We start from the raw sequence: 13,662 nt of genomic DNA on the forward strand, positions 1-13,662 counted from the left end.
TCACAGCATGACGTGCTTGACCTGTGTGTAGTCGAGCAGGCCGGCGAGGGAGAGGTCGCTGCCGTAGCCGGAGTGGCGTACGCCGCCGTGCGGCATCTCCGACACCGTCGTGCCATGGGTGTTGACCCAGACGATGCCGGTGTGCAGCGCGCGACTCGCGCGCATGGCGCGGTCGTGGTCGCGGGTCCAGACGCTCGCGGCGAGCCCCTGGGGCACGTCGTTCGCCATGTGGAGAGCCTCGGACTCGTCGGTGAACGGCTGGACGGTGACGACCGGGCCGAACACCTCGCTCTGCACGATCTCGTCCTTCTGCCGCACCCCCGCGACCACCGTGGCCTGGTGGAAGTAGCCGGGACGGGCGAGGGCCGCGCCACCGGTGACGACCTTGGCGTGGTCCGGCAGGCGTCCCAACATGCCCTGTACGGAGTCGAGTTGGGCGGCGTTGGCGAGCGGGCCGAAGTCGGCGTGAGCGTCGTCGGGTGCTCCGGGCAGCCGCCGTGCGGCCCGGTCGGCGAAGGCATCCACGAAGGCGTCGTGGATCCGGTGGTGGACCAGGATCCTGGAGGCGGCCGTGCAGTCCTGTCCCGCGTTGTAGAAGGAGAGCGACGACAACTGCTCGACCGCGTCGTCGAGATCGGCGTCCTCGTGGACCAGCACCGGTGCGTTGCCGCCCAGTTCGAGGTGGAGCCGCTTGAGGTCGGCGGCCGCCGCGGCGGCGATCTCCTGTCCGGCGCGGACGCTGCCGGTGACGGCCACCAGCCGCACATGTGGGTGGGCGACCAGGGAGCGCCCGGTGTCGCGGTCGCCGCACACGACGTTGAGTACGCCGGGCGGCAGGTGCTCGGCGGCCAGCCGGGCGAGGAGCGCGACCGACGATGGCGTGGTGTCGGAGGGTTTGAGGACGACGGTGTTCCCGGCGGCGAGCGCGGGGGCGATCTTCCACACGGCCATCATCAGCGGGTAGTTCCACGGGGTGATCTGGGCGCAGACGCCGACCGGCTCGCGCCGCAGGACGGAGGTGCGGCCCGGCGTGTACTCGGCGGCGGCGGTGCCCGGCAGGTTCCGGGCGGCTCCGGCGAAGTACCGCAGTACGTCGGCGATCGCGGGCAGTTCGTCGGCCAGGAACAGGGCGCGCGGCTTGCCGGTGTCGGCCACCTCGGCGCTCGCCAGCGCGTACGCCTCCCACTCCAGGGCGTCGGCGATGCGCAGCAGTGCGGTCTGCCGTTGCCCCGGAGTCGTGTCCGACCAGCCGGGAAAGGCGTCCCGCGCCGCCCGGCAGGCCGCGTCCACGTCCTCGGGGCCGGAGCGCGGGGCCGTGCCGTGCGGGAGTCCGGTGGCCGGGTCGACCAGCGACAGTGTGGCGCCGGAGGCGGCCGGTACCTCCTTGCCGCCGATGTGGTTGAGGACGGTTCTGAGGCGTTCGGTGTCAGCCACGGCGCAGTGCCTCCTCGGCGGCGGCGCGGCCGGTGCGGACGGCGCCTTCCATGTATCCGGCGACCCACTGGTCGGAGCCGCAGACGTAGAACGGTGGTTCGTGGGTGCCGTGCAGCGGGCCGACCGCGGTGACCTCGCCCGGCGGCCACTGGGTGACGTAGCCCTGCGTCCACGGGTCGCTGCCCCACATCCGCAGATGGCAGGCGGCCGGCCGGTGTGCCTCGTCGCCGAACATTGCGGCCATCTCGGCGAGGAGTTCGGGGGTGCGCAGATGGGGCGGGGTGCCGAGCAGGACGCCGTACCGCTCGGGCGGTATCAGCGCCGAGAGGATGCCCTCGTTCTGCGGCCAGGTGCTGCCCAGCACCCCCTCGGACTCGGACAGGCCGTTGAGACCGTCGGCGCGCCAGAAGGGACGGTCGTAGACGGCGGCGAACTTCGCGGCCGTCGCGTGGCGTTGCCGGTGCAGGGAGGCGAGCCGGGCCTCGCTCACACCGCTGACGGCGACGTCCCGCAGGGGGCCCACGGGGAGGGCGCTCACCACGGCCCCGGCGGTGAGGACCTCGCCGGTGACCAGGCGCACCGCGCAGCGGCCGGGGCGGATGTCCAGGGCGGCGACGGGGGAGCCGAGCCGGATGCGCGGGCCCAGCGCGCGGCCCATGACCTCGGCGAGCGTCGCCGAACCCGCATCCAGCCGCAGCCCCTCCCAGTCGTCGTAGTCGTAGTCACCCGTGCCCGAGCCGGGGACCGCCGCGCTCTTGCGCAGCGCCGCCAGCAGCGAGATCCGCTCGTAGGAGCCGCCGGCCAGGGCGAGTTGGCCGATGTCCCACAGGCGGACCACGGCGGGGGTGGCGTTACGGGAGCGCAGCCAGTCGGCCACGGACAGCCGGTCCAGGGCGGTCGCCTCCGGGTGCGACCACGGGTCGTCGGGATCGACGCCGGCGGCCAGAGCGGTGAATTCCGTGCCGAGATGCTCGTGCAGGGCCGCGTCGCCGGGGCCGAACCAGTGCGGAGGGTCGCCGGCCGAGCGGCCCTCCGCCGTGGCACGGGTGATGCAGCCGGGTTCCTCGACATAGCTGGGGACCAGGTCGAGGCCGAGTTCCTTGGCGAGTTGAAGGTAGGAGGTGTGGCCGTGGCCGACCACTTCGCCGCCCAGCTGGACGGTACGGCCGTCCGGCGTCCGGGTCTGCTCGACCCGGCCGCCGACGCGGTCCCGGGCCTCCAGGACGAGCACATCGGTGCCGGCGGCCGCCAGATCCCGGGCGGCGGCGAGCCCGGCCAGCCCGGCGCCGAGCACGATCACGTCGTGATGCATCAGCTTCGCTTTCGTCGGTACGGCAGGTTCGGGTGCGGGCGTCAGGCCAGGACCAGGCAGTGCTCGGGGAGCCAGCCGAACTCCACCGTCTCGCCGCCGCTCCAGCGGTCCTCCATGCGCGCGCGGGCCGTGTTCTGCTCGAGGACGGACAGCGTGACGCCGGGGGCGAGGTCGATGAGGTAGGTCGTGGTCGGGCCGCTGTAGACGGTTTCGCGGATGACGCCGCGCAGTTTCGACATGCCCGGTTCGAAGTCGGACAGCCAGATCTTCTCGGGGCGCACGGACACGCTGACGGCGGTGCCGTCGACGATGCCGGACCGGGAGCCGACCGGCAGGGCGGGCCCCTGGTCCAGGGCGACCGCACCGCCGCGGTAGGTGCCGGTCATCAGGTTCGAGGTGCCCATGAAGGAGGCGACGAAGCGGCTGGCGGGGTGTTCGTAGATGTCCTCGGGGGTGCCGCACTGCTCGATGCGCCCCTGGTTCATCACGGCGATCCGGTCCGACATGGTCAGCGCCTCGTCCTGGTCGTGGGTGACGAAGACGAAGGTGATGCCCACCTCGCGCTGGATCTGTTTCAGCTCCACCTGCATCTGCTTGCGCAGTTTCAGGTCGAGGGCGGCCAGCGGCTCGTCGAGGAGCAGGACGGCGGGACGGTTGACGAGCGCACGAGCCAGGGCGACGCGCTGGCGCTGGCCGCCGGAGAGCGTACGGGGTTTGCGGTCGGCGAGGCCGGCGAGCTGGACCAGCTCCAGCATCTCGCCGACGCGCAGCCGCATCTCGGCCTTGCCGACGCCCTTGCGCTTGAGGCCGAAGGCCACGTTGTCGGCGACGCTCAGGTGGTCGAAGAGCGCGTAACTCTGGAAGACGGTGTTGACGTTGCGCCTGTTCGGCGGCAGCGCCGTCACGTCCTCACCGGCGAGCAGCACCGAACCCTCGGTGGGGTCGCTGAACCCGCCGATCATGCGCAGTGAGGTGGTCTTGCCGCAGCCGGAGGGGCCCAGCAGGGAGAAGAAGTGTCCGGCCTCGATGTCGAGGTCGAGGCGGTGGACGGCGTAGGAGTCCGCGAACTGCTTGGAGACGCCGTCGAGCCGGACTGCGGGGGTCGCGTCCATGGGGTCACTCTCCGGAGAGGATGTCGAGGCCGCCGCGGCGGCCGAAGAGGCGCGGGATGAACAGGGCCAGGGCGATCAGGGCGATGGAACCCGCGAGCATCAGGGTGCCGACCGCGTTGATGGTGGGCTGTACGCCGAAGCGGATCGCCGAGTAGATGCGTACCGACAGCGGCTGGGGGTCGACGCCGGTGGTGAAGTAGGCGAGGACGAAGTCGTCGAAGACGAGCGCGAAGATCAGTACGGCGGAGGCGAGCACGGCGGGCAACAGGGCCGGCAGGGTCACGAGGCGGACCGCCTGCCAGCGGGTGGCGCCGAGGTCCATCGCGGCCTCCTCCACCTCCGGGTTCAGCGCGGCGACCCGGGACCGGAGGACGACCGTGACGTAGGAGATCGAGAAGGTGATCTCGGCGAGCATCACCGTGCCGGTGGACAGGGTCACGCCCAGGCCCTTGAACAGCAGCATCGACGCCACGCCGGTGACGATCTCCGGCGTGATCAGCGGCACCAGCATGATCAGGCCGGCCATCGAGCCGAGCCGGGTGCGGCTGCGGACCAGGCCGAGCGCGAGCGCCACCCCGAGGACGACCGAACCGGCCATCGCCACCAGGGAGATCCGCAGGCTGGTGCCCAGCGACGAGATGATGAGGTCGTCGTGGACGAACGCGCGGTACCAGCGCAGGCTGAACCCGTCGAATACGGTCAGGGACTTCTTGGCGTTGAAGGAGAACAGGGCCACCACGGCGATGGGCAGGTAGAGCAGCGCGAAGAAGATCCCGGTGGCGGCGATGAGGATCCGGGGCCTGCGGTCGCTACGCCCGCGCCGTGCGCGGGTCCGGGCGGCCGGACGGAACGGTTTGGTGGCGGAGGGCTCGCGTATCAGTGTCATCGGCGGGCCTCCGCCTCGTCCTTGCGGGTGCGTCGCAGATAGCCGAACATCCCGATCAGCAGGACCAGCATCAGCAGCATGGTGAGCGAGGAGCCCAGCGGCCAGTTCTGGCCCTGGAAGAACTTGTCCTGGATGAGGTTTCCGATCATGATCTGGTCCGGGCCTCCCATGAGCTGTGCGCTGACGAAGTCACCCATGGCGGGCAGGAAGACCAGCACGAGTCCGGCCGCCGCGCCCTGCCGGGTCTCGGGCAGGGTGACGAAGAGGAACGTGCGGACCGGGCCGCCGTACAGGTCGCGGCCGGCCTCGATGAGGGAGACGTCCAGCCGCTCCAGCGCCGCGTACAACGGGATGATCATGAAGACGACGAAACCGTAGACGAGCCCCGCGACCACACCGATGCCGGTGTTGAGGATCTTCGTGCCGTCGCCGGCCAGGCCCACCGCGCGCAGCGCGCGCAGTACGGGCCCGTCGTCGGAGAGCACCACCGACCAGCCGTACATCCGCACCAGGTAGTTGGCGAAGAAGGGCACCACGATCGCGGCGATCAGCGCGTGCTTGTAGCGTCCGCCGTGCAGGGCGATGGTGTACGCCACCGGGTAGGCGATCAGCAGGCAGATCGCGCAGGTCAGCAGGGCGTAGCCGAGGGATCGTGCCAGGACCTCGGTGTAGGCGGGGTCGGCGAGGGCACGGATGCCGGACAGGTCGAAGCCGAAGCGCGGGTTGCCGAGGCTGTCGGTGGTGCCGACCGAGAGGACGGTGACCAGTGCCAGCGAGGCGATCAGGAAGCCGGTCATCCACAGGGTGCCCGGCAGCATCAGCCAGGTCCACATGCGGGTGCCGTTGGCGTCCGGGCCCCGGCGGCGGGTGCGCGAGGAGTGACGGAGCAGCGCCATGGATCAGCCCGCCTTCACATGGGTCCAGGCGGTGTCGCGGGCGTCCTCCGCCGCGCGGCTGCCGTTGCGGAAGAAGAGGTCCGCCTTCAGGTCGTCCTGGGTGACGAGGCACTCGGGGAAGGGCTTGACCACGTCGGCGTAGACCTTCTCGTAGCCCGACACCGGCATCGGGTAGCCGATGTACTCGATGTTCTTCTTCACGTTCTCCGGCCGCAGCATGTAGTCGATGAACAGCATCGCGGTGCCGGGGTGGGGGGCGTTCCAGGGGATGGCGTAGCAGTCGGAGTTGATCGGCGTGCCCTTCTTGGGGGCCTGGAAGCCGAACACGGAGGGGTCCTTGGCCTGGTTGAGCATGGCGGCCATGTCGCCGCTCCACGCCTGCGTCATGAGCGCGTTGCCGTTGAGGAGGTTGTTGTAGCTGTCGCTGGAGAAGCCGCGCAGTCGCGGTCGCAGGGTGCCCAGCAGGGAGGTGATGCGGTCGAGGTCGCCGGTGTCTCCGGTGCTGACGTCCAGGCCGAGTTCGAGGGCGCCCATGCCGAGGACCTCGTCGCGGTCGTCCAGCAGGAAGACCTTGCCCCTGACCTTGTCGCTCCACAAGTCCTTCCAGGATCCGGTCAGTTCGCCGATCCTGTCGCGGCGCCAGCCGATGCCGGTCTTGTACGCGGTGAAGGGGACGGTATGCGCGGAGTCGGGGTCGTACCAGGGGTCGGCGAAGTAGGTGTAGGTGCCGAACACGTCGTGTGCTCGGGTGAGTTGGGAGTGGTCGATGCGGCGCAGCCGGCCGCCGCGGACCAGGCGCTGGGCCCACTTGGCCGTGGGGAAGATGATGTCGTAGCGGTTGCCAGCGTTGAGCTTGGCGACCATGCCTTCCATCGAGTCGAAGTTCGACTGGATGACCTTGACGCCGTACTCCTTCTCGAAGCCCTTGAACACGGACGGGTCGACGTAGTCGGCCCAGTTGAAGTAGACGAGATCGCCGTCGACGCGCGGCCGGACCGGGGCGAGGGCCTTGGCGTCGGGTGTTTTCGCGGGCATGAACCCGCAGCCACCGGCCGCGGCGCCGAGCAGGCCGTAGGCGCCTGCCCGCAGCACGGCGCGGCGGGTCGGTGGGGGTACCTCGGGGGACATGGAGCGTCCTCTCCGTCGAGGAACGGCACAAGTCCAGGGCGGACCGGTTGGTCGGCTCACGGAGGCCCTGACTCCGTAGTGAAGACCGGTCTGGGGAGGGTGCGCGCGTGCGTCAGCGGGTGCGGGGTAAGCCCGACGGAAGGCGTACGACGTGCGAGTGCGGCGCGGCCGCCGCGCGGGAGGGCGTCACCGCGCGTCCTCCGCCAGGTCGTCCCGGACCCGGCGGGCGAACCAGCCGACCGCGGCCTCGCGGGCGGAGAGCGGACCCGGCTCGAAACCGGGCGTACTCAGGCCGGCCTGTACGCGCTCCACCAGCTCGGCGTCCTCGTCGTTGGTGACCCAGCCGATGTGGATGTTCAGCCGCCGGGCCAGCCTGGTGCGGACGCTCTCCCCGTGCCGGGTGTAGAAGGCACCGGGGATCGCCGCCCGGTCCTGGGCGGTGGGCAGGGCGGTCCAGGCGAGCACGTGGTCAGGGTAGAAGTCGATGAGCGTGTTGGGATAGATCACGGCGTACCGCCACACCCGCCGGTCGGTCTCGGTCAGCCCCGGCATCGGGGTCGCCAGCCGCTGGTAGAGCCGCTCGGTCCAGTTCGAGGACGGCTTGTCGCGCAGCGGGGACTCGAACAGAACGTAGTTCTCCTGCACGTCCACCGTGTACGCCTGGTAGTCCAGCAGCCGCATGAGCGAGGGGTGGGCCACGGGGACGTGGTAGCCCTCCAGATAGTTGTCGACGATCACCTTCCAGTTGGCGTTCTGCTCCTCGCCGCCCGCCAGGTCGTGGATGCGGTGCTTGCCGACGGGTACCAGGTCGGGCCCGGCGTAGCGGCCGACGGCCTCGGCGAGCCCGGCGCAGCTCTCGGCGAGCGGAACGGCGTCGAGGTCGAGGTTGACGAAGACAAAGCCGAGGAAGGACTCCACCTTGACCGGGTGCAGCCCGAGCCGGGGCTTGTCCAGGCAGGGGATCCGGCGCGCCTCGGGGGCACCGACGAGCCGTCCATCCAGTTTGTAGGTCCAGCCGTGGTACGGGCAGCGGATCGCCTTGCCCGACGGCTCGGGGGCGGTGACCAGGCGGGTACCGCGGTGCCGGCAGACGTTGAGGTGGGCGGCGAGGCCGCCGTCCTCGGTACGGACCACCAGGACTTCCCGGCCGGCGACGGTGGCGGCCAGTCGTGCGCCGGGGCCGGGGAGGTCGGATTCGTGGCAGACGAGCTGCCAGGACTTGGCGAAGATGCGCTCCGTCTCGGCCTCGGCGAGGGCCGGGTCGGTGTAGTAGCGCGCGGGCAGCGCTTCCCCGGGGTGCTCGGGGGGCGGCCCCGGCGGAGCAGGGGAGTGGGCGGCTGCCTGGGTGGGCGAGGGGTGCATGGAGTCCTCCTCCGCGCCGCGAGGGCGGCGATGGGCGGTGAGGCTGTGCGCGGAAACGGGCGGCAGGTGCGCCTTCTGCGGCTTCCGGGCCTGCCGGGAGCCAGCTGACTGATTGGTTAGTCAGACTGCTCCCAGGGCGGAATCAAGTCAAGGCTTGTGTACTGACTAATTGGTTAGTTAGTCTCGTGGTAGGCGGATGGCCCGGGCCCGCAGACGGTCGCCCAGGCGCATTCCGTGAGCCCGCGGACACCGTCCGCACCACACCGGGCGTCCGGATCCGGACGCCTCCGGTCCGGCAGGTGTCGGCCCAGGCGGGCCCTGCGCACCGATCCGGACACCCTCCGTCCACGCCGTGCACGGCCCCGGCCGGGCACCCCGCACAGTTCCCCGCCCCTCTCGTCATGGCGCCGGAGCATCCCCGTCCACGCCATTGCCGCGCCACCCCGTCTCCGGAGCAACCGGAGACGGTGCGCCCCCGGAGGCACGCATGAGCGCTCGCCGAAGTCTGGTATGGCTCGGTCTCACCCCCGAGCCCGAACAGGAACTGCCCGCTGCGGTGGCCGCCCTGCGGGCCCCGGCGGAAGGCCGCCCGCCGTCGGCCCTCGTCGCCGCCGAGCGGCACCGCGTCGAGCGGCTGGTGCTGCGCGGTACGCAACGCGGCTGGCTGCGCTACCTCGGCGAGGTCACCGCCCTCGTCGTCGAGGCCGCAGCGCGATCCGCGACCGCCGACCCGCGGCCGGCCCTGGTGGCCGGCGAGGTCGTCCTCAACCACCACCGCATGCTGATCGGCCTGCCCGGGGCCGGCTACGTACGCACGGCCACGCAACGGAGGGACCTGGAACGGGCGTTGGCACGCCTCAGAGTTCGCTGTGCCCCCGCCCCCATCGGCCACTCCGAGTCCAGGAGCACCGTATGACCGGCGTGTTCTCCCTCCTGCCCGAAGGACGGCACGGCCTCCTCGTCCCGCCCTCCGGTGGTCGCGAGGACCTCTCCCACTATCTCGCCGCAGGCGGTTACGCGCCGCTGCCGGTGCCCGACCCGCTGCTCGACCGGATCGCCAGGGCGGGATTGCGTGGCCGGGGCGGGGCCGGCTTCCCCGCCGCCGTCAAGCTCCGCGCCGTCCGCGACGCACCGGGTCGGGCCGTCGTCGTCGCCAACGGAGAGGAGGGTGAGCCGGGTTCCGTCAAGGACCGCTGGCTGCTGCGTCACCGACCGCACGTCGTCCTGGACGGCCTCAGGCTGGCCGCGGCCATGACCGGTACCGAACGCGGATACGTGTACGTCTCCGATGCTGCCGCCGAGCAGGCCGTCCTGCTGGCTCTCGCCGAGCGTCCGCCGGAGCTGCGCATCGACGTCGTACGGGCGGAGCACGCCTACGTAGCGGGGGAGGAGACCGCGGTCATCCGGCGTATCGACGGCGGCCCGGCCCTGCCCAGGGCGAAACCGCCGCGCCCGTTCGAAAGCGGTGTCGGCGGCGCCCCCACTCTCGTCGCCAACGTGGAGACGCTGGCCCGCGTCGCGGTGATGCATACGCGTCCCGATGTCGCGGCCGTCGTCGCCGGCACGCATCTGGTGACTCTCTCGGGTTCTGGGACCGGTGGCACCGTGCTGGTCGAGGCGCCCGCCGGTATGCACCTGAAGGTCCTCGCCGACCTGGGCGGCCACGGCAGGGCCGAAGGGGTCCTGCTGGGCGGGCTGTTCGGCGGCCTGTACGGCGCGGGCTGGGCGGACCTTCCGCTCGACCACGACCGTCTGAACGCGGCCGGTGGAGCGCTCGGCTGTGGGGCGTTGCACTTTCTGCACCCGGAGGGCTGTCCGGTCGCCGCGGCCACCGAAGCGGCGGCCTATCTGGCGGCGCAGAGTGCCCGGCAGTGCGGGGTGTGCGTCTCCGGCACCGGGGCGCTGGCCGGAACGCTCGCCACCGTCGCACACGGCGCGGCGGGCGACGACACGGCCGACCAGCTGCGCCGCTGGTCGCGGCAGTTGCCCGGCCGCGGGGCCTGCGGCCTGCTCGATGCCGCCGCCCGCATCGTCGCCACCCTCCTCGCCCACTTCCCTGACCGGGTCGACGCCCATCGCGGTGCCGCCTGCCCCGCATGCGCAGACGCGGCCCCCGACGACGGACGCCGATTCGCGGTGGCGGTGCCCTGACCTGCATCTTCCGTGCCTCCCGCACCGAGCCGTCCCGCTTCCCGCTCCCCGCGCCTCCTCCCACACCCCCTCGCCGAGCCGCTGGAACCCGGCGCACCGAAAGGACCGCACCATGAAACTCCTGCTGGACTCCACCCGCTGCCAGGGCTACGGCCTCTGCCAGGAACCCGCGCCCGAACTGATCGACCTCGACGAGTGGGGCTACGCGCAGGTGCGCGGGAACGACGTCCCGCAGGGCGGCGAGGATGCCGCCGCGGAAGCCGTGGCCGCCTGCCCGAACTCGGCCCTGCGGCTGGTGAAGTGACATGGGACGCGACCTGTCTGCCCTCTTCGACCCCGTCTCCGTCGCCGTCGTCGGCGCCAGCGACGACCCGGCCAAGTACGGCCATGCCATCGCCGCGCAGGCCATCCGCGCGAACGGCCGCCGCCCCGTCCACCTGGTCAACCGTCGCGGCGGCACCGTGCTGGGCCGTACCGTCGCCCCCAGCCTGAGTGCGATCGGCGAGCCCGTCGACCTGGCGGTGGTCTCCGTGCCCGCCGTCGGCTTCGAGGACGCCGTCGACGAGGCCCTGCGGTGCGGGGCACGGGCGATCGTCGCGATCACCGCCGGCTTCGCCGAGACCGGCGACGCGGGGCGGATCCGCCAGCACGCCGTCGCCGAACGCGTACGCGCCGCGGGTGCCGTGATGGTCGGGCCCAACTGCCTGGGGATCGCCGACAACACCACGGACCTCTTCCTCGCCTCCGACACCTTCACACCCGGCGGCGTCGCGCTCCTCAGCCAGAGCGGCAACCTCGCCCTCGAACTCCAGCTCCGCTTCCGCCCGCACGGCCTCGGCTTCTCCCGCTTCGTCTCGCTCGGCAACCAGGCCGACGTCACCCTCGTCGACCTGCTCGCCGACTGCGCCCGGCACGAGGGCACCCACGCCATCGCGGTCTACGCGGAGGACTTCGCCGACGGACGTGCCTTCGCCGAGGCGGCCGCCGACGCCGGCAAACCCGTGGTGCTGCTCACCGCAGGACGCGGCGACGCCTCCGCACGCAGCGCCCAGTCGCACACGGGGGCGCTGACCACCTCGGCCGACGTGGTGACCGCGGCGTGCCGCGACGCCGGTGTGGAACTGGTCGCCACCCCCCGCGAACTCACCGTCGCCCTGGCGGCGTTGAGCGGCACGCGCCGGGCGGCCGGCCGCCGGGTCGCCGTGCTCACGGACGGCGGCGGCCACGGCGTCGTCGCCGCCGACGCCGCCGAGGCGGCCGGACTGACCGTGCCCGAACTCCCGGAGCAGACCCGGCAACGCCTGCGGGCGGGCCTGTGGGAACAGTCGGCCGTCGCCAACCCGGTGGACCTCGCCGGGATGGGCGAGCAGGACCCCGGCTCGTACGCGGAGACCGTTGCCGCGCTGCTGGCGGCCGAGGAGGTCGACGCCGTCCTGATGACCGGCTACTTCGGCGGCTACGCGGCCGCCGACGCGGGGCTCGGCGGAGGGGGGACGGTCCTCGCGGACGGGGAACAGGCGGCCGCGCGCCTGATCGCCGCCCGGCACCGCGCCACCACGAAACCGCTCGTGGTGCAGTCGATGTATCCCCAGTCCCCCAGCTGCCGCACGCTCGCGGCGGCCGGCATACCGGTCTTCACCGCCACCGAGGACGCCGCGCGCGCCCTCGCCACCACGGCTCCCGGCGCTCCGCGCACCGGCGTCTCGCCCCTTCCCCGGCCCGCGCCACCGCTGCGCGAGAGCGGCTACCTGGAGACCCGCCGGGCCCTCGAAGAGGCCGGACTCGCCTTCCCCGCAGCCCGGGAGATCCACGACGAGCCCGAACTGCTGGCCGCGGCCGAGGAGTTCACCGGACCGTACGTCCTCAAGGCCCTCCACCTGCTGCACAAGTCCGACGCGGGCGGTGTGGCACTGGGCCTGGCCGGACCCGACGAACTGCTCGCCGCCTTCCGTGAGATGCACGCCCGGCTCGGCGCCTCCTCCTACTCCGTGGAGGCCATGGCGGACCTCACCGACGGCATCGAGCTGATCGTCGGCGTCAACCGGGACCCGCGGTTCGGTCCGGTCGCCATGGTGGGCCTCGGCGGCGTGCTGGCCGAGGCGCTGCACGACGTCGCCTTCACCCTGGCCCCCGTGCCCGCCGACCGCGCCCTGCAACTGCTGCGCGGACTGCGCACCGCCGCCCTGCTCGACGGAGTGCGCGGGAAACCCCCTGTCGATGTCGCGGCGGCCGCGGCGGCCGTCGAGACGATCACCGCGTTCGCCGCCGCCCATCCGGAGATCGCCGAGATCGAGGTCAACCCCCTCCTCGTACGCCCCGACGGGGTCCTCGCCCTCGACTCCCGCGCCGTACTCGCCTGACCCCCCCGCTCGCCGTCCCACGACCGAAGAGGCCCCCATGGACATGCGCTACACCCCCGAGCAGGCCGACCTCAAGCGCCGCGCCGCCGAGTACGCCCGACTGCTGATGCGTTACGAGGACCAGTCCGAGCAGGCCGGCGGCCCGCTGCCGCAGCAGCTCGTGACCGAACTGACCCGGGCCGCGATGGACGCCGGCGTCTACGCCATCAACATGCCCGCCGAGTGGGGCGGTGCCGGCCTCAGCCTCCTCGACCAGGTCATCGTCGAGGAGGAGTTCGGCAAGGTCACCAACTGCCTCTGGGACATCCCCTGGCGGCCCGCCAACGTCCTGGCCCAGGGCGACGAGCGGCAGCGTGAGAAGTACCTGCTGCCCGTGATCCGCGCCGAGAAGTTCGACGCGTTCGCCGTCACCGAGCCGGGCGCGGGCTCGGACCCGTCCGCCGGCACCTCCACGGCCACCCGCACCGACGGCGGCTGGCTGCTCAACGGGGAGAAGTGGTTCGTCACCTGCGGCGACATCGCCGACTTCCTGCTGGTGCAGGCGGACGCCGGCCCCGAGCGGCAACCCACGCTGTTCTTCGTGGACAAGGCCGCGCCCGGAGTCGAGATGACACGGGTCCCGCACTTCATGCACTCCGCGGTCAACGGGCATCCCGAGTTCACCTTCACCGACGTCTTCGTGGCCGACGAGGACGTGCTCGGCGGCGTCGGCAACGGCTACGAGCTGACCAAGGAATGGTTCACCGACGAACGCCTGATGATCGCGGCACGCACCGTCGGCGCGGCCGAGCGCGCCCTGCAACTCGCCCGTGACTGGGCCGTGGAGCGCGAGCAGTTCGGCGCCCCGATCGCCTCGTACCAGCTCATCCAGGGCATGCTCGCCGACTGCGCCGTCGACATCGCCGTCAACCGTGCCTACACCCACCAGGTCGCCTGGGAGGCCGACCAGCCGGGCACCGACCGCAAGACGCTGCACGCCAAGGCCTCCACCGCCAAGCTCGCCGCCAGCGAGGCCGCCGGC

At 72.1% G+C, this 13,662-nt stretch carries 12 protein-coding genes; 5 read left to right on the forward strand and 7 right to left on the reverse strand.

Features of this window, described 5'->3' with window-relative positions:
* From AB0D04_RS08190 to AB0D04_RS08220, 7 genes are all read right to left on the reverse strand, one after another.
* Nucleotides 1–1,434, reverse strand: a complete 1,434-nt coding sequence (locus AB0D04_RS08190) for an aminobutyraldehyde dehydrogenase (RefSeq protein ID WP_362700608.1) — start codon at nt 1,432–1,434, stop codon at nt 1–3.
* Nucleotides 1,427–2,746, reverse strand: coding sequence for an FAD-dependent oxidoreductase (locus AB0D04_RS08195; RefSeq protein ID WP_362700610.1), 1,320 nt, complete (start codon nt 2,744–2,746; stop codon nt 1,427–1,429). The genes AB0D04_RS08190 and AB0D04_RS08195 overlap by 8 nt, the downstream gene beginning before the upstream one ends.
* A 41-nt stretch (nt 2,747–2,787) precedes the next feature.
* The gene (locus tag AB0D04_RS08200) at nt 2,788–3,858 is read right to left on the reverse strand and encodes an ABC transporter ATP-binding protein (RefSeq protein ID WP_362700612.1); all 1,071 of its coding nucleotides are present in this window, start codon (nt 3,856–3,858) and stop codon (nt 2,788–2,790) included.
* A 4-nt stretch (nt 3,859–3,862) separates the two neighbouring features.
* Nucleotides 3,863–4,744: an ABC transporter permease gene (locus tag AB0D04_RS08205; RefSeq protein ID WP_362700614.1), complete on the reverse strand. Its 882-nt coding sequence runs from the start codon at nt 4,742–4,744 to the stop codon at nt 3,863–3,865.
* On the reverse strand, nt 4,741–5,640 hold the full coding sequence (locus AB0D04_RS08210) for an ABC transporter permease (RefSeq protein WP_362700616.1): 900 nt from the start codon (nt 5,638–5,640) through the stop codon (nt 4,741–4,743). Before AB0D04_RS08210 ends, AB0D04_RS08205 begins: the two co-directional genes overlap by 4 nt.
* A gap of 3 nt (nt 5,641–5,643) precedes the next feature.
* Nucleotides 5,644–6,768, reverse strand: a complete 1,125-nt coding sequence (locus AB0D04_RS08215; protein WP_362700618.1) for a spermidine/putrescine ABC transporter substrate-binding protein — start codon at nt 6,766–6,768, stop codon at nt 5,644–5,646.
* A 186-nt stretch (nt 6,769–6,954) separates the two neighbouring features.
* A complete protein-coding gene (locus tag AB0D04_RS08220; RefSeq protein ID WP_362700620.1) occupies nt 6,955–8,130 on the reverse strand; it encodes an aromatic ring-hydroxylating dioxygenase subunit alpha in 1,176 nt (391 codons plus the stop codon).
* Between the two features lie 487 nt (nt 8,131–8,617).
* Between AB0D04_RS08220 and AB0D04_RS08225 the strand changes: the two genes are divergently transcribed.
* The 5 genes from AB0D04_RS08225 to AB0D04_RS08245 all read left to right on the forward strand — a co-directional run.
* Nucleotides 8,618–9,046, forward strand: coding sequence for a hypothetical protein (locus AB0D04_RS08225; protein WP_362700622.1), 429 nt, complete (start codon nt 8,618–8,620; stop codon nt 9,044–9,046).
* Nucleotides 9,043–10,281, forward strand: coding sequence for an NADH-ubiquinone oxidoreductase-F iron-sulfur binding region domain-containing protein (locus AB0D04_RS08230; protein WP_362700624.1), 1,239 nt, complete (start codon nt 9,043–9,045; stop codon nt 10,279–10,281). The genes AB0D04_RS08225 and AB0D04_RS08230 overlap by 4 nt, the downstream gene beginning before the upstream one ends.
* A 112-nt stretch (nt 10,282–10,393) precedes the next feature.
* Nucleotides 10,394–10,585: a ferredoxin gene (locus tag AB0D04_RS08235; RefSeq protein ID WP_362700626.1), complete on the forward strand. Its 192-nt coding sequence runs from the start codon at nt 10,394–10,396 to the stop codon at nt 10,583–10,585.
* Between the two features lies 1 nt (nt 10,586).
* Complete coding sequence (locus AB0D04_RS08240) at nt 10,587–12,641, forward strand: acetate--CoA ligase family protein (RefSeq protein ID WP_362700628.1); 2,055 nt, start codon at nt 10,587–10,589, stop codon at nt 12,639–12,641.
* Nucleotides 12,642–12,678: 37 nt separating this feature from the next.
* Nucleotides 12,679–13,662 (forward strand): acyl-CoA dehydrogenase family protein (locus tag AB0D04_RS08245; protein WP_362700630.1); only part of this gene is annotated, 984 nt, incomplete at its 3' end.

This window comes from Streptomyces sp. NPDC048483 (assembly GCF_040651455.1).
Classification (GTDB): domain Bacteria; phylum Actinomycetota; class Actinomycetes; order Streptomycetales; family Streptomycetaceae; genus Streptomyces.